The organism is Catenulispora pinistramenti (assembly GCF_018274385.1).
Lineage (GTDB): Bacteria > Actinomycetota > Actinomycetes > Streptomycetales > Catenulisporaceae > Catenulispora > Catenulispora pinistramenti.
In genome coordinates this window covers 14,657-37,706 of record NZ_JAAFYZ010000055.1, presented here as the reverse complement: position 1 = coordinate 37,706, position 23,050 = coordinate 14,657, and the positions used below count along the sequence as shown (strand labels likewise).

21 protein-coding genes are annotated in these 23,050 nt (G+C 70.5%); 9 read left to right on the top strand and 12 right to left on the bottom strand.

Translation table 11 applies throughout. From position 1 onward, the window contains the following. Positions 1-154 precede the first annotated feature (154 nt). Positions 155-2,365, top strand: a complete 2,211-nt coding sequence (locus tag KGQ19_RS49710; protein WP_307856445.1) for a putative Ig domain-containing protein — start codon at positions 155-157, stop codon at positions 2,363-2,365. A 49-nt stretch (positions 2,366-2,414) separates the two neighbouring features. Here KGQ19_RS49710 and KGQ19_RS17965 read toward each other — a convergent pair whose 3' ends face one another. Together KGQ19_RS17965 and ilvD are read right to left on the bottom strand one after the other, a co-directional pair. Then, a complete protein-coding gene (locus KGQ19_RS17965) occupies positions 2,415-3,290 on the bottom strand; it encodes a TIGR03560 family F420-dependent LLM class oxidoreductase (RefSeq protein ID WP_307856444.1) in 876 nt (291 codons plus the stop codon). Positions 3,291-3,292: 2 nt separating this feature from the next. After that, a complete protein-coding gene (gene ilvD, locus KGQ19_RS17960) occupies positions 3,293-5,149 on the bottom strand; it encodes a dihydroxy-acid dehydratase (protein WP_212010331.1) in 1,857 nt (618 codons plus the stop codon). Between the two features lie 148 nt (positions 5,150-5,297). Here ilvD and KGQ19_RS17955 point away from each other — a divergent pair, with 148 nt between their 5' ends. Continuing rightward, positions 5,298-6,152 (top strand): hypothetical protein, encoded by an 855-nt coding sequence (locus KGQ19_RS17955; RefSeq protein WP_212010330.1) that lies wholly within the window; start codon positions 5,298-5,300, stop codon positions 6,150-6,152. Between the two features lie 27 nt (positions 6,153-6,179). Here the strand turns inward: KGQ19_RS17955 and KGQ19_RS17950 are convergent, their stop codons facing one another. The 4 genes from KGQ19_RS17950 to KGQ19_RS17935 all read right to left on the bottom strand — a co-directional run bounded on the left by KGQ19_RS17950 (position 6,180) and on the right by KGQ19_RS17935 (position 10,519). Continuing rightward, complete coding sequence (locus KGQ19_RS17950; RefSeq protein WP_212010329.1) at positions 6,180-7,310, bottom strand: serine hydrolase domain-containing protein; 1,131 nt, start codon at positions 7,308-7,310, stop codon at positions 6,180-6,182. 12 nt (positions 7,311-7,322) lie between these two features. Beyond that, entirely contained in the window at positions 7,323-8,780 is a 1,458-nt protein-coding gene (locus tag KGQ19_RS17945; protein WP_438801871.1) for an MFS transporter, read from the bottom strand. Positions 8,781-8,990: 210 nt separating this feature from the next. Further along, a complete protein-coding gene (locus tag KGQ19_RS17940) occupies positions 8,991-9,470 on the bottom strand; it encodes a MarR family winged helix-turn-helix transcriptional regulator (protein ID WP_212010327.1) in 480 nt (159 codons plus the stop codon). Between the two features lie 101 nt (positions 9,471-9,571). Further along, positions 9,572-10,519 carry a DUF2127 domain-containing protein gene (locus KGQ19_RS17935; RefSeq protein ID WP_212010326.1) on the bottom strand — a complete coding sequence of 316 codons (948 nt, stop codon included), beginning with the start codon at positions 10,517-10,519 and terminating at the stop codon, positions 9,572-9,574. A gap of 111 nt (positions 10,520-10,630) precedes the next feature. Here KGQ19_RS17935 and KGQ19_RS17930 point away from each other — a divergent pair, with 111 nt between their 5' ends. Continuing rightward, complete coding sequence (locus KGQ19_RS17930; RefSeq protein WP_194895138.1) at positions 10,631-10,939, top strand: DUF3817 domain-containing protein; 309 nt, start codon at positions 10,631-10,633, stop codon at positions 10,937-10,939. 71 nt (positions 10,940-11,010) lie between these two features. Here the strand turns inward: KGQ19_RS17930 and KGQ19_RS17925 are convergent, their stop codons facing one another. Genes KGQ19_RS17925 through KGQ19_RS17915 form a run of 3 tightly spaced genes read right to left on the bottom strand, consistent with a single transcriptional unit; the run spans position 11,011 to position 13,567 of the window. Next, the gene (locus KGQ19_RS17925; RefSeq protein ID WP_212010325.1) at positions 11,011-11,400 is read right to left on the bottom strand and encodes a VOC family protein; all 390 of its coding nucleotides are present in this window, start codon (positions 11,398-11,400) and stop codon (positions 11,011-11,013) included. Beyond that, positions 11,400-12,362: a methylmalonyl Co-A mutase-associated GTPase MeaB gene (gene meaB / locus KGQ19_RS17920; protein WP_212010324.1), complete on the bottom strand. Its 963-nt coding sequence runs from the start codon at positions 12,360-12,362 to the stop codon at positions 11,400-11,402. The genes KGQ19_RS17925 and meaB overlap by 1 nt, the downstream gene beginning before the upstream one ends. A 26-nt stretch (positions 12,363-12,388) precedes the next feature. Then, complete coding sequence (locus KGQ19_RS17915) at positions 12,389-13,567, bottom strand: acetyl-CoA C-acetyltransferase (RefSeq protein ID WP_368862119.1); 1,179 nt, start codon at positions 13,565-13,567, stop codon at positions 12,389-12,391. A 190-nt stretch (positions 13,568-13,757) separates the two neighbouring features. On the opposite strand from KGQ19_RS17915, the gene mce reads away from it, so the two are divergent. Further along, on the top strand, positions 13,758-14,213 hold the full coding sequence (gene mce / locus KGQ19_RS17910) for a methylmalonyl-CoA epimerase (protein WP_212010323.1): 456 nt from the start codon (positions 13,758-13,760) through the stop codon (positions 14,211-14,213). Positions 14,214-14,419: 206 nt separating this feature from the next. Here mce and KGQ19_RS17905 read toward each other — a convergent pair whose 3' ends face one another. Next, positions 14,420-15,151 carry a polysaccharide deacetylase family protein gene (locus KGQ19_RS17905; RefSeq protein ID WP_212010322.1) on the bottom strand — a complete coding sequence of 244 codons (732 nt, stop codon included), beginning with the start codon at positions 15,149-15,151 and terminating at the stop codon, positions 14,420-14,422. Then, entirely contained in the window at positions 15,151-16,296 is a 1,146-nt protein-coding gene (locus KGQ19_RS17900) for an MGDG synthase family glycosyltransferase (protein ID WP_230418836.1), read from the bottom strand. Before KGQ19_RS17900 ends, KGQ19_RS17905 begins: the two co-directional genes overlap by 1 nt. 163 nt (positions 16,297-16,459) lie before the next feature. Here KGQ19_RS17900 and KGQ19_RS17895 point away from each other — a divergent pair, with 163 nt between their 5' ends. Both KGQ19_RS17895 and KGQ19_RS17890 read left to right on the top strand, forming a co-directional pair. After that, positions 16,460-17,752, top strand: a complete 1,293-nt coding sequence (locus tag KGQ19_RS17895; protein ID WP_212010321.1) for a sensor histidine kinase — start codon at positions 16,460-16,462, stop codon at positions 17,750-17,752. 16 nt (positions 17,753-17,768) lie between these two features. Then, entirely contained in the window at positions 17,769-18,410 is a 642-nt protein-coding gene (locus KGQ19_RS17890) for a response regulator transcription factor (protein WP_212010320.1), read from the top strand. Positions 18,411-18,482: 72 nt separating this feature from the next. Here the strand turns inward: KGQ19_RS17890 and KGQ19_RS17885 are convergent, their stop codons facing one another. Then, positions 18,483-19,688: an FAD-dependent monooxygenase gene (locus KGQ19_RS17885; RefSeq protein ID WP_212010319.1), complete on the bottom strand. Its 1,206-nt coding sequence runs from the start codon at positions 19,686-19,688 to the stop codon at positions 18,483-18,485. 93 nt (positions 19,689-19,781) lie between these two features. On the opposite strand from KGQ19_RS17885, the gene KGQ19_RS17880 reads away from it, so the two are divergent. From KGQ19_RS17880 to ccrA, 3 genes are all read left to right on the top strand, one after another. After that, positions 19,782-20,561: a TetR/AcrR family transcriptional regulator C-terminal domain-containing protein gene (locus tag KGQ19_RS17880; RefSeq protein ID WP_212010318.1), complete on the top strand. Its 780-nt coding sequence runs from the start codon at positions 19,782-19,784 to the stop codon at positions 20,559-20,561. Positions 20,562-20,652: 91 nt separating this feature from the next. Further along, positions 20,653-21,384 carry a GNAT family N-acetyltransferase gene (locus tag KGQ19_RS17875; protein ID WP_438801870.1) on the top strand — a complete coding sequence of 244 codons (732 nt, stop codon included), beginning with the start codon at positions 20,653-20,655 and terminating at the stop codon, positions 21,382-21,384. A 192-nt stretch (positions 21,385-21,576) separates the two neighbouring features. After that, a complete protein-coding gene (gene ccrA, locus KGQ19_RS17870) occupies positions 21,577-22,926 on the top strand; it encodes a crotonyl-CoA carboxylase/reductase (RefSeq protein ID WP_212010316.1) in 1,350 nt (449 codons plus the stop codon). Positions 22,927-23,050: the final 124 nt, after the last annotated feature.

Below are 23,050 nucleotides of genomic sequence, written 5' to 3'. Positions count from 1 at the left end.
CGGCTTTTCCAGGTTTCGCCCTCCCGCTGGAAAATTGCCTCGACGAAGGTCGTTGACGGCGAACCGAAACGCCCATAACTTTCCCGGTCGGTACGTGTCCTTATACCCCACCCTCCAAGACTGGACCGTGAACCGGTTCGGAGAGGAAAACCACGTGCATCGGGTCCCACTCAGAGCGGCGGCTGGCATAGCCGCAGCGGCGATCACGCTGTTCGCCACCGCCGCGAACGGATCGGCGATGGCGCTGCTGCCGTCGTCCTCCGGAGCCACCTCGTCAGGCTCGACAACGCAGAACCCGTATGACCCCTCGTACGGCCACCCCTACCGGCACGGGGCCGTCCCCACCATCCAGCAGGACCAGAAGGAGAAGGCCTGGGCCGCATCGCACCCCGCCAACGCCGCGACCACCGCGACCACCGGTCCCGAGACGCTGTCCTACGGCGGCGGCATCGACGGCATCGGCGTGAACGACGGCGCCAAGAGCAAGGTCTACCTTGTCTTCTACGGTAGCCAGTGGGGAACCCAGAGCACTGACGCCAACGGCAACGCCAAGTTCTCCGGCGACCCCGACGGCGGCGCCTCGGTGGCCCAGCAGATGTTCAAGGGCATCGGCACCAACAACGAGCTGTGGTCCGCGGACCTGACACAGTGGTGCGACGGCGCGGGTGTGGCGACCGGCGCGGTCTCCTGCCCGACCAACCTTCCGGCCTCGCAGTACATCAACTACCAGTCCGGTGGCGTGCTGGCCGGCGTGTGGGAGGACAACTCCGCCGCCTCGCCGAGCGCCGCGACCGGGCACCAGCTGGGCCAGGAGGCGATCAACGCCGCCTCGCACTTCGGCAACACCACGGCCGCGGCCAACCGCAACGCCTACTACGTGATCCTGTCTCCGACCGGCACCAACCCGGACAACTACCAGGGCCAGTACTGCGCCTGGCACGACTACAACGGTGACAGCACCCTGACCGGCGGCCCGGTGACCTCGCCGTACGGCGACATCGCGTTCTCCAACCAGCCGTACAACATGGACTCCGGCGCCGGCTGCGGCGTGGGCTTCGTGAACTCCCCCGGCACCCTGGACGGCTACACCATCACCATGGGCCACGAGTGGCACGAGATGATGTCCGACCAGAACCCGGCCGGCGGCTGGACCAACAACACCGGCTCGTCCTACAACGGCCAGGAGAACTCCGACGAGTGCGCCTGGCTGTCCCCCGGCACCGCCGGCGGCGCGGGCAACGTCTCGTTCGGCTCCTTCGGCACCTACCCCGAGCAGGCGTCCTGGTCGAACGACACCAACGAGTGCGACCTGTCGCACGCCATCATCAACCACGGCGGCACCACCGAGACGGTCTCGGTGACCAACCCCGGTAGCCAGACCTCGACACAGGGCACTGCGATCAGCACCCTGCAGATCTCGGGTACGGACTCGGCCGGCAAGTCGCTGACCTACACCGCCACCGGACTCCCGGCCGGCCTGTCGATCAGCAGCTCCGGCGCCATCACCGGCACCCCGACCGGCACCGGCTCGTCCACCGTCACGGTGACCGCGTCCTCGGGCACCGCGACCGGCACCACGTCCTTCAGCTGGACGGTCAACGCGCAGGGCGGCACTGAGACGGTCTCGGTCACCAACCCCGGCAACCAGACCTCCACTCAGGGCACTGCGATCACCAAGCTTCAGATCGCGGCGACCGACTCCGCGGGCAAGGCGCTGACCTACACCGCCTCCGGGCTTCCGGCTGGCCTGTCGATCAGCAGCTCCGGCGCCATCACCGGCACCCCGACCGGCACGGGCACCTCCAGCGTGACCGTGACCGCTTCTTCCGGCACCGCCTCCGGGACGACCACCTTCAGCTGGACGGTGAACTCCTCCGGCGGTGGCGGCTGCACCGCGGCGCAGCTGCTGGGCAACCCCGGCTTCGAGACCGGCAGCGCGTCCCCGTGGACCGCGTCCTCCGGCGTCATCAACAGCGACACCACCGACGAGCCCGCCCACTCCGGCAGCTACGACGCCTGGCTCGACGGCTACGGCACCACCCACACCGACACCCTGTCCCAGAAGGTGAGCATCGCGGCCACCTGCAAGACGGCCAACTTCTCCTTCTGGCTGCACATCGACACCGCGGAGACCGGCACCACGGCCTACGACAAGCTGAACGTCCAGGTCCTGAACGCCTCCGGGACCGTGCTGGGCACCCTGGCCACCTACAGCAACGTGAACGCCAACAGCGGCTACACCCAGCACTCCTTCAGCCTGGCCAGCTACATCGGCCAGACCATCACCCTGAAGTTCACCGGGACCGAGGACGCCTCGCTGCAGACCTCGTTCGTCATCGACGACACCGGTCTGAACGTGAACTGACGCCGGTCAGTGAACTGACAGGCAAGCACAGCGCCAAGCTGCGCGCCCGCTAGAGCAGGGCGCGCAGCTCCGACAGCCGCTCGGCGACCTGTTCCAGGTCGGCGAGCGGCTGTTCCGGTGCGAAGAACAGCACGATCTCGGTGAAGCCGGCGTCCACCCACGGCGCGACGTCGTCCACCACCCGGCGCGGGTCCGGCCGCAGCTGCACGGAGCGCCGGATCTCCCCCGGGTCCCGGCCGACCTCGGCGCACCAGCGGTCCAGGACGCCGGACAGCCGCGCGGCCTCGGCGACACCGTCGTGGTTGACGGTGTTCCAGACGTCGGCCTGTTCGGCCACCAGCTTCAGCATCCGCTTCTCACCGGTGCCGCCGAGCCAGATCGGCGGGTGCGGGCTCTGGAGCGGCTTGGGCGCGTGCACAGCCTTGTCGAGGGTGTAGTGCTCGCCGGCGAAGTCGGTGAAGCGCTCCGGAGACCACAGGGCCTTGATGACCCGCAGCGCCTCGTCCAGCTTCTCAATACGCTGACGCGCGCCGCCGAGCTCGATGCCCAGCATCCGGTGCTCGTACTCGGCCCAGCCGGCGCCGATCCCGAACTCCAGACGGCCGCCGGACAGGTGGTCGACGGTGGTGGCGATCTTGGCCAGCAGCCCCGGGTGGCGGAAGGCGTTCGCGGTGACCATGGCGCCGATGCGGGCCCTGCGGGTCTCCGAGGCCATGGCGGCCAGCAGCGACCAGCCGTCGAACAGCTCGATCGCCGGGTCCGGCTCGGTCACGGTGGCCAGGTTGCCGGCCCCGGCCAGGTGGTCGTAGACCCACAGGTGGTCGAACCCTGATTCGTCGGCCAGCCGCCAGAAGGCGCGCAGCGCGGCGATGGTGGTGCCCTGCGGGACCAGCTTGGCGCCGATCCGCAGCCGGTGCCGCGGCACGGCTACCTGCTGCCCAGTTGGTCGAGGTCGCGGACGCCGCCGGTGGAGGCGCTGGAGGCCAGGGCGGCGTAGGCGCGCAGGGCGACGGAGACCTGGCGGTCCCGGTCGCGCGGCCGGTAGCCGCCGAGGTCGGCCAGCAGCCGGGTGCGGCGCTGCTCCAGCACCTCGGGGTCGACGTCCAGGTGCAGGCTGCGGGTGGCGATGTCGATCTTCACCGTGTCGCCCTCCTCCACCAGCGCGATGACGCCGCCGGACGCCGCCTCCGGGGAGATGTGGCCGATGGACAGGCCCGAGGAGCCGCCGGAGAACCGGCCGTCGGTGACCAGCGCGCATTTGGCGCCCAGGCCGGTGCCCTTCAGGAACGACGTCGGGTACAGCATCTCCTGCATGCCGGGACCGCCCTTGGGCCCCTCGTAGCGGATCAGCACGACGTCGCCCTCGACGATCTTCTTGCCCAGGATCGCCTCTACGGCGTCGTCCTGGGACTCGAAGACCCGCGCGGGACCGGCGAACTCCCAGATCTTCTCGTCCACGCCGGCGGTCTTCACGATCGCGCCGTCGGCCGCCAGGTTGCCCCAGAGCACCGCCAGGCCGCCGTCCTTGGTGTAGGCGTGCGCCAGGTCGCGGATGCAGCCGCTCTCGGCGTCCGTGTCCAGGCCGGCCCAGCGGTTGGCGGTGGAGAACGGCTCGACGGTGCGGACCCCGCCGGGCGCCGCGTGGAACAGCTCGACCGCGGCCTGCGAGGCCTTGCCGCCGCGCACGTCCCACTCGTCCAGCCAGGTCTGAAGCGTCGGCGCGTGCACCGCGTGCACCTGGGGGTCCAGCAGCCCGCCGCGGTTCAGCTCGCCGAGGATCGCCGGGATGCCGCCGGCCCGGTGCACGTCCTCCATGTGGAACTGGCTGGAGGGCGCGACCTTGGAGATGCACGGCACCCGGCGCGAGACGTGGTCGATGTCCTTCAGGCCGAAGCCGACGCCGGCCTCCTGCGCCGCGGCCAGCAGGTGCAGCACGGTGTTCGTGGAGCCGCCCATGGCCACGTCCAGGGCCATCGCGTTGCCGAAGGCGGCCGGGGTGGCCACGGCGCGCGGCAGGACCGACTCGTCGTCGCCGTCGTAGTAGCGCCGGGCGATCTCCACGACCGTGCTGCCGGCCCGCTCGAACAGCCGGCGCCGGGCCTCGTGGGTGGCCAGCACCGAGCCGTTGCCGGGCAGTCCCAGGCCCAGGGCCTCGACCAGGCAGTTCATCGAGTTGGCGGTGAACATGCCGGAACAGGAGCCGCAGGTCGGACAGGCCGAGCGCTCGATGTCGCCGAGCTGCTCGTCGGTGACCGCGTCGTTGGCCGAGGCGATCATCGCGTCGATCAGGTCGATCCTGGAGTGCACCACGCCCTCGATGGCCGTGGTCTTGCCGGCCTCCATCGGCCCGCCGGAGACGAACACGGTCGGGACGTTCAGCCGCAGCGCGGCCATCAGCATGCCGGGGGTGATCTTGTCGCAGTTGGAGATGCACACCAGCGCGTCGGCGCAGTGCGCGTTCACCATGTATTCCACGGCGTCGGCGATCAACTCGCGGCTGGGCAGCGAGTAGAGCATGCCGGCGTGGCCCATGGCGATGCCGTCGTCCACCGCGATGGTGTTGAACTCCTTGGCGACGCCGCCGGACTCCTTGACCGCGTCGGCGACGATCTCGCCGACGTTGCGCAGGTGCACGTGGCCGGGGACGAACTGGGTGAAGGAGTTGGCGATCGCGACGATCGGCTTGCCGAAGTCGTCGTCGCCCATGCCGGTGGCCCGCCATAGCGCGCGCGCCCCCGCCATGTTGCGTCCGTGGGTGCTGGTGCGCGACCGCAGGGCTGGCATGCGCGGCTCCGATCTGTATCCGTCATCCGTCCGTCTTGAGACGACCATTCTCGCACTGTGGACTCTACCGTTCCACCCTCGTCCGGGAATTGGACGGCGCGCGCCGAACCGGGTCCGGTCCCCATGACATGCGCGTACCATCTGGGCCGTGGCGAAGACGGGGCGATCAGTGGACTTGTTGGACGTCGACGGGCGAGCGGGGCGACGGCGGCGCAAAGGCCGAATACGCGGCGTGCTCGGCATGCTGCTGCTCGCCGGTCTCACCGCGAGCATCTCGGGTTTCACGGTCGTCGAGTCGTTCGCCATGGTGAAGGCCCAGGGCCGGCAGAACACCTACGACAACGCGCCGTACTGCACCGGCTCGGGCCAGACCGACAACTGCGTCCTGCGCACCAATGCGAACGTGGACTACGTCGGCGTCTGGAAGAACTCCGGCCGGAAGGCGCACGGCTACACCACCAATGTGTACCTCGATCCGACTGTCGGCGAGACCCAGTACGTCACCCTGAGCAGCACGAAGGACCTGTCGGGCTCGGTCTCCGAGGGCGACCAGATGGCGGTCCTGGTCTGGCACGACCAGATCACCCGGTACACCTTCCTCGGAAAGACCCACGACACGGACCTGAACCCGCACCACGTCGTCACCGACGACCTGGGCGTCCTGTCGATGGCCCTGCTGGTCGCCACCGCCTTCGGCCGCCCCCTGCTGCGCCGACTGCTCCGCAACCGCATCGCGATCAACCTGAAGCGCAACCGGGTCCCGGACTGGACCCTGGTGGGCCTGGGCCTGGCAGCGGCGATGTCCGCTCTGTTCCACGCGACGTACGTACTGGCCGTGTTCAACGTGACGGGGGTCGCGTTGCTGGTGCTGTCGGTGGCGTGGCCGTTCATCCCCTGGGTGGCGACGCAGCCGCTGCGGGGCGAGCCGATGCTGCTCGGGCAGCGCGGGGCCGCTGCGGCGAAGGCGAACGCCAAGGGGAAGCCGCGGCGGCAGTTGCCGTAGGCCGGACTCGGTTCACCCGCCGAGCGATCAGGCTGTTTCGCCGCTGCCGCCGACCGCCGCGCGCACCAGATCGCTCAGCTCGGTCTGCCAGGCGAGCGCCTGAGCGCGGGGCGTCATGAGGCTGGTCAGGCAGGCGAATACGAGCCCGTGCTCGGGATCGGCCCAGGCGTTGCAGTAGTTGCTGCCGTTGTGACCGAAGACGTCCTCGCCCGCGGTGGTGCCGAAGGGTCGGGCGGCGGGGGCGGGACGGGTGCCCCAGCCGAGTTGGAAGCCGTGGGACCAGCGGATGGCGTGGCCGACGATCGGGTCGGAATGTATGTGCGTGGCCTGCGATGCCGCGGGTTCGCGGGCCGCCCGCACGGTTTCGGGGTGGAAGACGGTGACGCCGTCGATGCCGCCGCCGTTCAGGAGCAGCTGGTAGAAGCGGGCCACGTCGCGAGCCGTGGAGTGGACCGTCGCCGCCGGGATCGGCGCGGTGCGGACGGCTTTCGTGCCGAACCGGCGTACCTTCGCCCGGTCCGGGAACGAGGTTCGCGGCTCCTTCGAGATCTGCAGGATCGTGCGCGTGTCCCAGAGCGAGTCCGGCAGTCCGAGGTGGGTGTTCGCCAGTCCGGCCGGGCCGAGGATGTTCGTGTCCAGATACTCCGCCAGCGGCGTGCCGGTGACCCGCTGGAGGAGTTCGCCGAGGATGAAGCCCTGGCTCAGGATGTGGTACGCCGGGTCGCGCCCCGGCTCGTGCCGGGGCCTGGCCGCCGCGGCCGCGCGCACCGACCGGTCCCAGTCGTGCATGATCCAGGCGTCGCCGACGACGTGCCGGGTGGACAGCGGCGCGCCGGTGGTGTGGGTGAGGGCGTGGCGGGGTGTCACGGACTGCTTGCCGGCGCGGCCGTATTCGGGCCAGTGGTCGGCGATCGGCGCGTCGAGGTCGAGCAGGCCGCGCTCGGCGAGCTGGTGGACGGCCAGCGCGGTGAACGGTTTTCCGGTCGACCACAACAGGAACGGCGTGTCGGGGTCGCAGCGTACGCAGACGTCGAGGATCGGGACGCCGTGGTGCAGCACGTGGAGCTGGGCCTGGCCGGGGCGGTCGGCGACCAGCTTCGCGATGCGGCTGAGCGCGGCTTCGGTCGCGGCCTGGCCCCGGTCCTCGTTCTCGTTCACCACGCCAGCTTCTCAGGCGCTGCTCTCCTCGGCGGTCGCCGGAGTCGCGGCCGCCGCCCTGCGGCTGCGCCAGTCGGCGACCGCGACCACCAGCGCCGCGACCTCGAAACAGATCGCGACGACGGCACCGGCCTGGAAGGCGTTGGCGAAACCCTTGCCGTGGCCGACCCGGGAGAAGAAGACCGCGCCGACGCAGGCGATGCCGAGCGCCGAGCCGAGCCGCTGCGCGGTCTGCATCACGCCGCCGGCGGTACCGGCGCGCACCACCGGGATCTCGGACAGCGACAGGGCCGCGTTCGGGGCGATGACCAGGCCGGAGCCGACCCCGGCGACCAGCAGCGGGGCGGCGGCGGCCACCCCGGCGCCGCGGCCGTGGACCCAGTGCACGACCAGGATCGCCGCCCCGGTCGCCACCGCCACCAGCACGATGCCGAGGATCACCAGCGACCGGCCGTGCTTGCCGACCAGCCGGCCGCCGAGCGTGGCGCTGACCGCGGAGCCGACGGCGAAGGGCGTGGTGGCCAGGCCCGCTTCCAGCGCGCTGTAGTTGAGGCCGTTCTGCAGGAACAGCGTGAAGATGAAGAAGATCGTGGTGAAGCCGGCGAAGTAGAACAGGCCGAGCAGGCTGCCGCGGGTGTAGGAGCGGATGCGGACCAGGGCCGGCGGGACCAGCGGAGTGCTGCCGGAGCTGGCGACCCGGCGCTCCCACTGGGTGAAGGCGATGAGCAGCAGCACGCCGAGCACGACCAGCCACCACTTCCCGCGGCCCTTCCACTGCTGTTCCTGCACCAGCGGGAGCATGATCGAGGTGACCGAGGCGCCCAGCAGCGCCACCCCGACCCAGTCGATGCGGCCGCGGGTCTCGGCCCGGCCGCAGCCCAGGCACCCCGGGATCACCCGCAGCGCCAGGAAGAACGCGACGACGCCGATCGGCAGGTTGACGAAGAACACCCACCGCCAGCCGTGGTCCTCGCCGCCGGCGGCGATCAACAGCCCGCCGACCAGCGGCCCGACCGCCGTGGCCAACCCCACCGTCGCCCCGAAGTACCCGAAGGCCCGAGCGCGCGCCGCCCCGCTGAACATCTCCTGGATCAGCCCGGAGATCTGCGGCCCCAGGATGCCCGACGCGAAGCCCTGCACCAGCCGCGCCACCACCAGGAACGCCGCCCCCGGCGCGATACCGCACAGCCCGGACGCCACGGTGAACGCGACGAGCCCGGTCAGGAACGCGGTCCGCCGGCCGACCATGTCGCCGAACACCCCGGAGGGCACGAGGATCAGGCCGAAGGTGAGCGCGTAACCGGAGACCACCCACGACAGGTCGGCGGGCGAGGCCTTGAGCCCCTTCTGCATCGAGGGCAGCGCGACGTTGACGATGGAGACGTCGAGCAAGGTCATGAAGCCGACCAGCAGGCACACCGCCAGGGCCCGGTACTTCTGCCGATCGGAAAGCCCCGCGATGCCCGGGATGCTGCTGTGCCCCTCGGGCCGCTCGTCGGGATCGACCGCCAAAGCAGCGCCCGGATCTTGGTGGTCAACGACCCGACCGGGGTCGGATTCGGGGTCCTGCGCGCCGGCGCTCACCCTCGTCACGGTGACAGCCGTCGGGACAGCCTGCAAGTCGAGGGGGCCGTGAGGTGCCAGGGGGCCAGTGGGGTGCGGGTCAGCCCGTGGTCCGGGTCAGCCCCGCCCCGGCTCCAGACCCTTCCCGATCACGTCCAGGATCTCCCCCAGCGTGACGAGCTGGTCCCGGCTCAGCGGGGTGATGAAGACTTCGCGCACGTCCGCGACGTGGGCCGGCGCGGCTGACAGCAGCTTCTCCCAGCCCTGGTCGGTGAGGACCGCGAAGAAGCCGCGGCCGTCGGTCTCGCAGGGTTCGCGGCGGACCAGGCCTTCCTTCTCCATCCGGCTGACCTGATGGGACAGCCGGCTCTTGGACAGCAGGGCGCCTTCGGCCAGTTCGGTCATCCGCATCCGGCGCAGGGGCGCTTCGGAGAGCCTGGCCAGGACCTCGTAATCGATCAGGGTCAGGTCGTGGCCGCGGGCCAGGCTGGCGTTGAGGCGGTCCGGGAGCAGGCGCATCACCGAGATGTAGTGGCGCCAGACGGCCTGCTCGGTCTCGTCGAGCCAAGCGGTTTCGTCGGTGCCCTCGGCGGTCATGCGTCCAGCCTACGTCAGTTGTTGAAGTCGCAACCGGTCGAGCCCGCCGACCTGGTGAAGAAGGTGCGGCGGGCTCGGTCGGTGACAAGCCCTGCGGATGGTCAGCGCCCGCCGCCGGCCGGGTCGGTCAACGGCGGCTGGCTGAGCACGACCGTCTCGGCCAGAGCGGCGCGCGAGTCGGGCACCCCGCTGCCCGGAGCACTCGGACCGGCCGCGCCCACCGCACCTTCGACACCGTCGCCCGCAACCGCAACCGCACCCGCACCCGCGCCACAAGCCGCGAGCTCCACCGTCAGCAGCGCGTCCGCATGCTTCTGCGCCTCGAAAGCCTTGCCGCCGCCGCGGATGCCGAACAGCCGCTTGGACACCAGCAGGTACACCACCGCGCCGACGTTGATGGCGAAGGTGCAGATCGCGAACACGTACGACTTGTGCTCGTGGATCTTGCTGTAGCCGTCCCAGATCTCCAGCGGCAGGAAGATCGACGTACCGACCGCGGTCAGATACTCGCCCCAGCGCTTGGCCAGCCACAGTCCGACGCCCTCGACCGTCTCCAGCAGCGCGTAGCCGCCGAGCAACAGCGCCACCGTGTGTATCGTCTTCGGGCTGTAGTTGAACGTCTTGCGGATCCGCTCGACGATGCTGGCGTGCTCGACGTCCCACCCGAAGTGGTTGGCGAACGGCTTGAACGCCGTCAGGTCGGACTCGAAGAGCTTCTGCACGGCGTCCTGGCTGCTGCCGAACTTCCACACCGCCCAGGCGATCAGGAAGATGACGACGCCGCGGATCACCCGCTCGATCGCCAGCAGCCGCAGGATGAACAGGTCCCGCAGCGCCTTGCCCCGCGGCACCGCCGGCGCCTCGTCCGCCGGCCCGCTGGCCGTCGGCTCCCCGAGCGCGTAGTCGCCACATCGCAGACAGCGCCACGCCGGTCCGTGGGCGGTCTGTACTTGCAGTCTCGCGGCCAGTTCCGTCTCTATCCCCGGACCGACCGGTGCGTAGGTCTCATGCCCCCGGCGCGCACAGCGGCGCCTGTTCCAATCACGCATGGTGCCCAGCGTAGGGGGCACCGCGAACGGGCGTCGGGACGTCGGGTATTCTTCGCGGGACATACCGACACGTTGTCGGCTATAAGCCTGGTGAACAGCGAGGATCCGCCCGTGACCACTGCCGATGTGACCACCGCCGAGGACGGCAAGCTCGCCCGCTTCCGCCTCGTCTCGCTCGCCGAGGGCGTGTCCTTCCTGATCCTGCTGTGCGTCGCGATGCCGCTGAAGTACGCCGCGCACATGCCCGCGCCGACGATGGTCTTCGGCATGATCCACGGCCTGCTGTTCCTGGCCTACCTGGCGCTGGCCTACGACGCCAAGCAGGCCCAGAACTGGGACGGCAAGCGGTTCGGCATCGTGCTGATCGCCTCGGTGCTGCCGACCGGGCCGTTCTGGCTGCACAAGTCGCTGAAGAAGTAAGTCGGCTCACCCAAGACGTAGGCCGGCTCACTGAAGAAGGTAGGTCGGCTCGCTCAAGAAGCAAGCCGGCCTCAGGCGCCGGGCTCCAGATAGCTCGCGCGCCCCTCATCATCGAGCTCGAACGGTCCCTCGGGGATCACGCAGAACTCGTTCCCCTCCGGGTCGGCCATGACCAGGAAGCCGCCCGCGGCGTACTCCGGCAGGTGGCGGGCGCCCAGCGCCTCCAGCCGCGCTCGCTCGGCAGCCGGGTCCGGCGCGCCGACGTCGAAATGCACGCGGTTCTTGCCCGCCTTGGCCCCGTCCGCCTTCTGGAATCCCAGCCCCGGCCCGTCGCCGCGGGTCAGCCAGACGAAAGGCCCGATGCGCGCCGCGATCGGCCGGTCGAGCACCTGGGCCCAGAACGCCGCCAGCGCCTCGGGATCGCGGCAGTCGACGATGACGTCCTTGATCCGCGCGCCCATCAGTCGCTGATCCCGGCCACCAGCTCATCAGCGGCCGAGTACGGGTCCAGCTCGCGCCCCACGACCCGCTCGGCCAGCGTCGACAACCGCCGGTCGCCCCGCAGATCGCCGATCCGCGCCCGCAGCGCCGCCAGCGCGATGCCCTCGATCTCCACCGAGGCCCGGTGCCGGCGCCGCTCGGCGAGCTTGCCGTGCTCGTTGAGCCAGGACTGGTGCTTCTCCAGCGCTTCGACGAACTCCTCGATGCCCTGGCCGGTGGCGGCGACCGTCTTCACGATCGGCGGGCGCCAGTCGCCGGGGCCGCGGGCTTCGCCCAGGGCCAGCATGTGGCCGAGTTCGCGGGCGGTGGCGTCGGCGCCGTCGCGGTCGGCCTTGTTGACCACGAACAGGTCGCCGATCTCCAGGATCCCGGCCTTGGCCGCCTGGATGCCGTCGCCCATGCCCGGCGCGAGGAGCACCACGGCGGTGTCGGCGGTCGCGGCGATCTCCACCTCGGACTGGCCGACGCCGACCGTCTCGATCAGCACCACGTCGCAGCCGGCGGCATCCAGGACCCGGACCGCCTGCGGGGTGGCCGCGGACAGGCCGCCGAGGTGGCCGCGGGAGGCCATGGAACGGATGTAGACGTCGCGGTCGGTGGCGTGCTCCTGCATCCGGACCCGGTCGCCGAGCAGGGCGCCGCCGGAGAACGGCGAGGACGGGTCGACGGCCAGCACGCCGACCCGCTTGCCCTGCGCGCGCAGCGCCGTGACCAGCGCGGACGTGGTGGTGGACTTGCCGACGCCGGGCGAGCCGGTCAGGCCGACCACGTACGCGTTGCCGGCGTACGGGGTCAGCGCCGCCATCACCGCGCGCAGCAGCGGGGAGCCGTCCTCCACATGGGAGATCAGGCGCGCCACCGCACGGGGGTCGCCCTTGCGGGCGCGTTCGACAAGGTCGGTCACGTCATTGTTGCCAGCCACGGCCGGTGATCCTATCCGCGCCGGGCTCAGCCGCGCTTCGGCACGGTGATGATCAGCGCGTCGCCCTGGCCGCCGCCGCCGCACAGTGCCGCGGCGCCGGTACCGCCGCCCCGGCGCTGGAGCTCCAGCGCCAGGCTGAGCACCAGGCGGGCGCCGGACATGCCGATCGGGTGGCCCAGCGCGATGGCGCCGCCGTTGACGTTGACGATCTCCTCGTCCACGCCCAGGTCCTTCATCGACTGCACGCCGACCGCCGCGAAGGCCTCGTTGATCTCGATCAGGTCCAGGTCGGCCACGGTCAGGCCGGCCTTGCCCAGGGCGTGGTTGATCGCGTTCGAGGGCTGCGACTGCAGCGAGGTGTCCGGGCCGGCGACGTTGCCGTGCGCGCCGATCTCGGCGATCCACTCCAGGCCCAGCTCCTCGGCCTTGGCCTGGGACATCACGACCACGGCCGCGGCGCCGTCGGAGATCTGCGAGGAGGTGCCGGCGGTGATCGTGCCGTCCTTGGTGAAGGCCGGACGCAGCCCGGCCAGGCCCTCGGCCGTGGTGTCGGGGCGGATGCCCTCGTCCTGGCTGAACAGGATCGGGTCGCCCTTGCGCTGCGGGATCGAGACCGGGGCGATCTCGGCCTCGAAGACGCCGTTCTTCTGGGCGGCCGCGGCGCGCTGGTGCGAGCGGGCGGCGAACGCGTCCTGCGGGGCGCGCTCGATGCCCAGCTTGGTGTTGTAGTTCTCGGTCGTCTGGCCCATCGGGATGTTCTCCCACGGGTCGGTCAGGCCGTCGTAGGCCATGGCGTCGAGCATCTCGACGGCGCCGTACTTGAAGCCCTCGCGGGACTTGGGCAGCAGGTGCGGCGCGTTGGTCATGGACTCCTGGCCGCCGGCCACCACGATGTCGAACTCGCCGGCCCGGATCAGCTGGTCGGCCAGCGCGATGGCGTCCAGCCCGGACAGGCAGACCTTGTTGACGGTGATCGCCGGGACGGTCAGCGGGATGCCCGCCGAGACGGCCGCCTGCCGGGCCGGGATCTGCCCGGCCCCGGCCTGGAGCACCTGGCCCATGATCACGTACTGCACCTGGTCGGGCGCGACGCCGGCCCGCTCCAGGGCGGCCTTGATGGCCACCCCGCCGAGGTCCGCGCCGGAGAAGTTCTTCAGGGAGCCGAGCAGGCGGCCCATCGGGGTTCGCGCGCCTGCGACGATCACCGACTTGACAGTGCCGCCTGTGGATCGAGTGCTCACGACGATGCTCTCCAGTGTCTGCCGAGGGTGAGGGGAAAGTAGAGCTTGTTGCTGGCCACCAGCCTAGTCAGCAGTAAATTACTCGTCAGTAGCTTAGGGTGTCTTCTTCGCCACAACCCCGCACGCTCAACGGCCGATCCAGGAGGATGTCCCCATGTCGTCTTCACAATCTTCACCACTGACCCGCATCGACCACATCGGCATCGCGTGCCGGAACCTCGACGAGACCGTCGAGTTCTACCGCGCGACCTACGGCTTCGAGGTCTTCCACTGCGAGGTCAACGAGGAACAGGGCGTCCGCGAGGCCATGCTGAAGATCAACGACACCGGCGACGGCGGCGCGAGCTACATCCAGCTGCTGGAGCCGATCCGCGAGGACTCGGCCATCGCGAAGTGGATGGCGAAGAACGGCGAGGGGGTGCACCACATCGCCTTCGGCACCGCCGACGTCACGGCCACCACCACGGACATCGTCGGCAAGGGCATCCGGTCGCTGTACCCGGAGGCCCGGCGCGGGAGCATGGGGTCCTCGATCAACTTCCTGCATCCGAAGGACGCGCACGGGGTGCTGGTGGAGCTGGTGCAGGCCGCTGAGGGCGACGAGCACTGACTCGCCGCCAAAGCTGACTCGCCCGCATAAAGAAGGCTGACTCACTCCGACGGCCCAGCCGGGACGGCTGCTGTCACTAGATCGGCGCAGCGCCGCCACTCCGGTGGCGCAGTCGCGCCGGGGCCGCGCTATGCGCTGATCGAGTGAATCCCCACCGCCCGGTATCCGCCCGGTATCCGCTCACCATCCGGTCAGACGGTGTCCGGTCAGCGTCCGGCGACCCGACCGTGCTCGCGGAGCGGCCCGACCGCCCAGCCGCGCTCCTCGCAGTGGTCGAGCAGCAGCGGCACGGCGCCGAGCGTGTTGTGCCAGGAGCCGGGCTGGGCGGTGCAGTCGGTGTCGTGGAGCAGGATCGTGCCGCCGCCGTGCAGGTCCTTGGCGACCTGCCGATAGACGCCGCCCGGCGTGGCGCGCGCCGTCCAGTCCTCGCCCCAGCTGGTCCAGAGCGTGGGCCGCAGGTTCAGGCGCCGGGCGGTGCGGTGGGCCGCGGTGGTCATGACGCCGTAGGGCGGCCGGAACAGCGTCGGCTGCCCGCCGGTCAGGTCGGCGAGGTAGTCGCGGGCCCGGGTCAGGTCCTGATCGGTGGCGCGCGGACCGCGGAACAGCAGGCTCTGGTGGTGCCAGCCGTGGACGCCGATCTCGTGGCCGGCGGCCTGGATCTCGTGGACCAGTCCCGGTGCGCGCTCGGCCATGGAGCCGAGGAGGAAGAACGTCGCGTGCACGCCGCGCGCCGCGAGCAGGTCCAGGAAGCGCGGCGTGGAATCGGGGTCCGGGCCGTCGTCGAAGGTGAGGGCCACGTGGTCATCCGCGCCGCGCGCCGCCAAGCCGGGCAGCACGCGATTGCGGACCGGGCCGAAGGTCGTGGTCGCCGGGAAGGGATGCGTGAGCACGGTCGCGGCGGCGGCCAGCGTGCTGAGAGTACGGGTGCTGATGGCCATCAGACCGCCACCGCCTCGACCGCGTTGCCAGCCGCGTTGCCGGCCACGGTGCCGGCCGCGGTGCCGGTCAGCAGCTCCACGATGAACTCATCCGGCTCCACCCCGCCGCCGACCATCGCCAGCCCGGCGTTGTGCTGCCGCCTCCCGCGCACCCCCGAGGTCAGCTCCCACATCGCCCCGGCCAGTTCCCCCTGCGACCGCACCCACACCGCGAGCCCGGCCTCGTCCAGCACCGCCGCGTTGGTCCGGCCGTGGCCGACCAGGCTGCGGTAGGTGGCGACCGGCAGCCCGGTCGCGAAAGCCTCGAGCGTGCTGGAGGCCCCGGCGTTCTGCACCATCACGTCGCACGCCGCCATCAGCGTCGGCATGTCCCCGACCCAGCCGAACACGTGCGGGAACCCGGCCGCGCGCAGCCGGCCGCGCAGCACCTCGTTGCGTCCGCACACCACCACCGGCGTCACCACGCCCGAGGCCGCCAGATCGCGCGCCGTCCCCTCGATGTCGCCGACGCCCCACGAGCCGCCGAGCAACAGGGCCAGCGGCTTGTCCGCGCCGGACAGGCCGAACTGGTCGCGGGCCGCCGCCCGCGACGCCGCCGACCGCTGCCCGAACCGCGCCGACACCAGCGGCCGCGCCACCGCGACCCGGTCGGCGTCCACGCCGTGCGCCACCGCCTGCGCGGCGGTCACCGCGTGCGGCGCCAGGTAGAGGTCGACACCGGGCGCGATCCACAGCGGGTGCACCGAGAAGTCGGTGAAGGTCACCACGACCGGCACCGCCAGCCGGCCCGAGGCCCGCAGCCGCCCGAGCACCTGCGCGGCCAAGGGGTACGTCGCCACCGCCGCGACCGCGTCGGCCGGTATCGCGGCGAGCACCGCCTGCTCCGCGGCGCGCAGCAGGTGCCGCTGCACCAGCCCGGGGCGGGCCGCGCGCTCGGTGCGCGAATAGATGCACTGATACAGCGCGGGGGCGTGGGTGATGATGCGCCGGTACGAACCGCACACCGCGCGCCCGGCGGGCATCAGCGTCAGGAAGTCGTGCCGGTCGACGGCGAAGCCGCGCGCGGTCAGCCGGTCGTCGAGGGCCTGGGCGGCGCTGTCATGGCCGGCGCCGACCGAAGCGGAGAAGATGACCACGCGGGACATGGGAGTCCTTCCGGAGAATGTGTTTCGGACTCGTCCCATGCTGGTCACGCGCGGCGCCGAGATCAGTAGTGCGACCTGGCGCTTAAGGGGTGGGGCCAGCACCACCCGCGGGGTGAGGCAGGCCTGATGGACCTCCCGCCACCTGCGGAATTACCGTGAACGCGTGCCGACGACTGAAGAACTGCGAAGGACGCGCTGGACGCAGGCGGGCCAGGACGCGCTGTTCCTCGTCACCGGGCTGCCCCTGTGGCTGGGCGCGATGGTGATGCTGACGGTCTGGAGCAAGCCGCTGCAGGACATCCAGTTCCTCGGCGCCGGCCTCGGCGACGGCGACATCGTCGTCCGCTTCAGCCTCTCCGTGGTGGTGATCGTCGCGCTGATGCTCACGATCGCGCCGATCCTGACCGGCTGGCAGCGCAGACGCTTCCGCGGCATGGCCGGCATCGAGATCCTTGAGGTGGACACCCCGCGCATCTACAAGCGGCAGGTGCGCGCCGCCCTGCGCTCGGAAGCCCTCCGGCGCCAAGTGGTCTACCACCTGCTGGCCGGCCCGCTGATCGGGGTGGCGCTGGCGATCATGGGCTTCGCGATCGGCATCAGCGTGTTCCTGGTGTTCCAGATCCCGCAGCACATGCTCGGCATCGGCCGCTACCAGCCCGAGTTCCGCGGTCAGAAGTTCTTCGCGCAGGTCTTCACCCTGCTGGTGTCGGTGGCGACCGCCTACTTCGCACCCTTTTTGCTGCGCCTGCTCACCCGCGCCGACGAGACGGCCGCCCGGCGGCTGCTCGGTCCGAACGAGACCGTGGTGTTGGCGCACCGGGTGCAGACGCTGTCCGACAGCCGGGCCGCCGCGATCGAGGCCGCGGACGCCGAGCGCCGCCGGATCGAGCGCGATCTGCACGACGGCGCGCAGCAACGGCTGATGTCCCTGGCCGTGCACCTGGGCATCGCGCGCAAGACGCTCAAAGACGTCGAGCAGGTCCCGCCGGAGGCCATGGCCGTCATCATCGACGCACACGAACAGGTCAAGGAGGCGATGGCGGAGATCCGGAACCTGGTGCGCGGACTGCATCCGGCGGTCCTGGACGACCGGGGCCTGGACGCCGCACTCTCCGGTGTCGCCGCCCGCTCGGCGGTCCCGGTCCGGCTGACCGTCGCCAGCACCGGCCCGCTGAGCGCGTCGGTGGAGACGGTCGCGTATTTCGTGGTCTCCGAGGCGTTGGCGAACGTGGTCAAGCACTCCCAGGCGAAGCAGGCCGAGGTGGACGTCGAGCGGCGGGACGGCCTGCTGCTGATCCGGGTCGGCGACGACGGGGTCGGCGGAGCGGACGCGCGGGGCGGAACCGGCCTGACGGGACTGGCGCAGCGGGTGGCTTCGGTGGACGGCCGTCTGCGGCTAACATCACCGAGCGGCGGACCGACCGTCCTGACCGCCGAGTTGCCCTGCGGGGCGTGATCCGGGGGAGTTCTCGATGCGGGTGGTGATCGCGGACGATTCCATCCTGATCCGCGCCGGAGTGGTCCGGGTCCTGGAACTCGCGGGCCACGAAGTGGTCGCCGAGACCGGCGACGGCACCACTTTGCTCGCGGCGGTCGAGCAACACCGCCCGGACGCGGTGGTGGCCGACGTCCGCATGCCCCCGACGTTCAAGGACGAGGGCATCGTCGCGGCGGTGCAGATCCGGGAACGCTGGCCGCGAACCGCGGTCCTGGTCCTGTCCCAGTTCGTCGAGGAGCGCTACGCGACCGACCTGCTGGCCCGGGACACCACGCGGGTCGGCTATCTGCTCAAGGACCGGGTCGCCGACATCGACTCGTTCATCGAAGCCCTGGAACGCGTCGCGGCCGGCGGTACCGCGCTGGACCCGGAGGTCGTGGCGCAGCTCCTGGTACGCCGGCCCGCCGACCCGCTGGACCGCCTCACCCCGCGCGAGCGCGACGTGCTGGCGCTGATGGCCGAGGGCCGGGCGAACACCGCGATCGCGACCGTGCTGGCGGTCAGCGAGAGCGCGGTGGGCAAGCACATCAACAACATCTTCATGAAGCTGGACCTGCAACCCGACGACCTCGGGCACCGCCGGGTGCTGGCCGTGTTGCGATACCTGGCGGCGTGACGGAGCGCTTCGGGCCGGCCGCCTGATCTCCCAAGGAGACTTCCTTCTCTACGCTTCTCTAAGGCTCCGGCTCTACGGCTCCGGATACTGGGGCAGGCCGTGCTCGGTGGCCACGGATTTCGTGCTGGACACCAGCATGCGCTGGACCGCCTTGCGCTTGAACAGGGCGTCGCGGGTCCACAGGCCGGCCCGGCTGCCCGGGGCCAGGAACTTGCCGGGATTGGCCGACTTCCGCCAGCGTCCCGCGTACCCGTGCATGCGCTGTTCGTACTTCGCGAAGGCGGTGCGATGCTCGCCGCCGGCCGAGGCCAGTTCCCCGGCCAGCACGTACGCGCCCACGACCGCGGTGCCCACCCCCATGCCGCCGAGGGTCACGCCCCAGGCCGCGTCGCCGAGCAGCGCGATCCGGCCGCTCGTGTAGTTCGACGGCTTCGTCCGCGCTATCGCGTCGAAGTACAGCTCGGTGACCTGGTCCAGGGAGTCCAGCAGCGCCGGCACCTGCCAGCCGAGCCCGCCGAAGGCCGCTCGCAGTGCCTGCTTCTGCCGATCGAGTCCGGCCCGGGCGAGCGCGGTGTCCTTGGTGGCGAAGACGAAGACGGCCTTGGCCTGTCCGGGGTCGCGGACGTTCGCGCCCGCCGCGGCCATCCGGCCCGGCACGTTGTAGTGCAGCGCGGTGCTGCCCAGACCGAGGTGGTTCGGCAGGTCCCAGCCGCTGATGCAGTAGCCGAGATTGTGCACGAACTGCTCCTCGGGCCCGAAGGCGAGCCTGCGCACCGCCGAGTGCATGCCGTCGGCGCCGATGACGAGGTCGAAACGGCGATCCGCGGACTTCTCGAATACGGCGTGCACGGCATCGGCGGTCTCGGTCAGACCGGTGAGCGTGTCGCCGAATACGTAGTCGACCCGTCCTCCCGCATCCGGTGCGAGGCTTCGCTGGTAGAGCACGCGGGACAGATCGCCGCGGTAGACCTCGACGTCGCCGCCGGCGAAATCGGTGGGCAGTTCGAACGTCTGCCGGCCGTGCTTGTCGACGAAACGCATGGCCCCGCCATGTGTTTGCAGCTCGCGCAGGTCCTGGAGCACTCCGGTCAGTTCGAGCACGCCCAAGTGCGTCGGACCGCGGAAGTCCACCGCGGAGCCGCCGGTCCGCAGCGCGGGGGCACGTTCGACCACCGTCACCTCGGCGCCACGGCGCGCCAGCCAGAAGGCGAGCGCGGGGCCACCGACCCCGGCGCCGGAGATCAGGATGCGCATGTCTTTCAACGCCGAGCCGCTCATGGAGTCTCCTTCGGGAACTAAACTGTGTCCTACGGATACAGTGTATGATGGACGCTGTGCCGTCAAGCCGAGAATCCACCGCGGGAGCCGAGCATGGGCGCAGCCGGGAACGAGATCGAGATCGGCAAGAAGGACACCGCCGCCGAAGCCGGCGGCGACACCCTGGCCGCCGCACTGGAGCTGCTGTGGAGCGAGCGCCCGGCGCCGAAACGGGGTCCCAAACCGGCGCTCACCCTGGAGACCATCGCCCGCGCGGGTATGGGCCTGGCCGACGCCGACGGTCTGGCCGCGGTGACCATGCAGAACGTCGCCGCCGCACTGGGCTACACCAAGATGGCGCTCTACCGGTACGTGCCCGGCAAGGTCGAACTCGTCGCCCTGATGACCGATATCGGGTTCGGCGCCCCGCCGGCGCTCCCCTCTGGCACTGAGGGCTGGCGGCCCAGCCTCGAACTCTGGGCCCGGCGCTTGTTCGAACGCTTCGTCGCGCACCCGTGGACGCTTGAGGCGACGGTCGGGATCCGCCCGCTCGGCCCGAACGAGGTGGCCTGGCTTGAGCAGGCGGTGCAGTCCCTGGCCGGCACGGGCCTGCCCGGTGCCGAGAAGTTCGACGTGGCCGCCACCCTCGCCGGGCACGTGCGCGCCACGGCGCAGCAGAGCGTGGGCGGCGACGGCAAACCGGAGCAGGCTTTCCACGCCACGGTCGGGCTGATCCTCGACCGCCATCAGGACCGGTACCCGGCCCTGTCCGCGGCGTTCGCCGAGGTGGCGGCGCACGGCGGACAGGACCAGGCGCTGGAGTTCGGGCTCGGCCGCATCCTCGACGGGGTGGACCTGCATATCGCGGCGACCCGCGAGCGCCCCCGGCGCTAGATGATTGATTCCTGGGGGTACCGCGCTGAGGCCATGGCCGTATCGCGATACCTGGCGGCGTGAGGGAACCGACCCGTACTAGCGTCGGGGTATGGATCTTCAAGCCGTCGCCGCGACTGGATGGGGTTTCGCAGAACGCGCCTATATAGGCGGCTGGGAAGTACGTGCCGCGGGCGGACGTACCTCGCGCGCCAACGCTGCACTCCCTCTAGGGGATTCCGGAATGCCGCTGCCCCAGACTCTGGAAGCGGTTCGGGAATGGTTCGCAGAGCGTGCTCTCCCCGGCATGGTGCAGACGATCGACGGCAGTCCGCTAGACCGCGAGATCACCGATCTCGGCTTCACCGAAACCCATCGCCCCGCCCTGCGCCAGACCGCGCCATTGGGGCCCGTGTTGGAAACCCTTAAGAGTTCTACAGACGCCCGTCATGTAGCCGAAGTCACCACAGAACTCCCTGAGGACTACTTCGCGGCCTACCTCCGCGGTCGCGGCATCCCCGAGTTCAAGACCCTCCTCACCTCTGGCGACGCGCTGATCGCCTTCGCGGTGGTGCGCGGCGACAACGGACAAGCCCTCTCTGTCGGCCGCGTCGCCATTGACACCGGAACGGGCTATGCCGGGATCGCCGCGCTCGCCACCGTGGAAGCCGCACGGCGGCGCGGGCTGGCGCGGATCGTCATGCGGGACCTGCTGGCGTTCGCCGCCGCGCACGGTGCCGGGGACACCTATCTGGAAGTCGAGGACGGGAACGCTCCCGCGCTTGCGCTCTATGCGTCCCTCGGCTACGTGACCGCGCACCGTTATCACTGCCGTCGCCTATGACGTCAAGATGTTGCAGGCTGATAGGGACCGCTTTGAATCTGTGACAAGGCCCACCTAGCCAGGGTGTCGGCGGAGCGCCATAGTTACCAGTGAGTAGCCCAACGCTCCCTCACTTCCCAGGGCCGACTGCCGTACTGCCCTCACAGACGGCAAGCCACAGCCCTCGACGCCGCCGACCCCTGGAGGCCGACGATGCAGAACGAGACAGCAGAAATACTCGCCGCTATCCAAGCGGGGAACACTCCCGCCGAGGACTTCGCGCACCTAAAGCTTCCTGAGTCCTATCGCGCGGTCACGGTGCACGCCGACGAGGCCGAGATGTTCGCCGGCCTGGCCAGCCGGGACAAGGACCCGCGGCGCTCGCTCCACGTGGAGGACGTGGCGACGCCGGAGCTGGGTCCGGGCGAGGCGATCGTCGCGGTGATGGCCAGCGCCATCAACTACAACTCGGTGTGGACCTCGATCTTCGAGCCGGTCAGCACCTTCAGCTTCCTCAAGCGCTACGGCAAGGTGAGCGAACTCACCCGCCGCCACGACCTGCCCTACCACGTGATCGGCTCGGACCTGGCCGGCGTCGTGCTGCGCACCGGTCCCGGCGTCAACAAGTGGAAGCCCGGCGACGAGGTCGTCGCGCACTGCCTGAGCGTGGAGCTGGAGGACGCCGAGGGCCACGACGACACCATGCTCGACCCGCAGCAGCGGATCTGGGGCTTCGAGACCAACTTCGGCGGCCTGGCGCACCTGGCGCTGGTGAAGTCCAACCAGCTGATGCCCAAGCCCGCCCACCTGACCTGGGAGGAGGCCGCCTCCCCCGGCCTGGTGAACTCCACCGCCTACCGGCAGCTGGTCTCCAAGAACGGCGCCGCGATGAAGCAGGGCGACGTGGTGCTGGTCTGGGGCGCCTCCGGCGGCCTGGGCAGCTACGCGACGCAGATGGCGCTCAACGGCGGCGCGATCCCGGTCTGCGTGGTCTCCTCGCCGGACAAGGCCGAGATCTGCCGGGCGATGGGCGCCGAGCTGATCATCGATCGCAAGGCCGAGGGCTACAAGTTCTGGAAGAGCGAGACGGAGCAGGATCCCAAGGAGTGGCAGCGCTTCGGCGCCCGCATCAGGGAACTGACCGGCGGGGAAGACCCGGACATCGTCTTCGAGCACCCGGGCCGGGAGACCTTCGGCGCCAGCGTCTACGTGGCCAAGCGCGGCGGGAAGATCGTCACCTGCGCGTCCACCTCCGGCTTCAACCACAGCTACGACAACCGCTACCTGTGGATGAACCTCAAGAGCATCATCGGCTCGCACTTCGCCAACTACCGCGAGGCCTGGGAGGCGAACCGGCTCATCGACAAGGGGATGATCCACCCCACCCTGTCGAAGACCTACGCGCTGGACGAGACCGGACAGGCGGCGTACGACGTCCACCAGAACCTGCACCAGGGCAAGGTCGGCGTGCTGTGTCTGGCCCCGCAGGAGGGGCTGGGAGTGCGCGACGAGGCCAAGCGGGCCCGGTTGCTGCCGGCGATCAACCGGTTCCGGAACGTGTGAGGCACGGGTGATTTCTTCGGGCCGGGCGAAGGCGCAGGACGCCTTCGCTCGGCCTTTCGACCCGGATCGGAACGAGCAGTAACAGGTGGACAGCGGAGAGCGACCATACGGCCGCGGCCTGCGA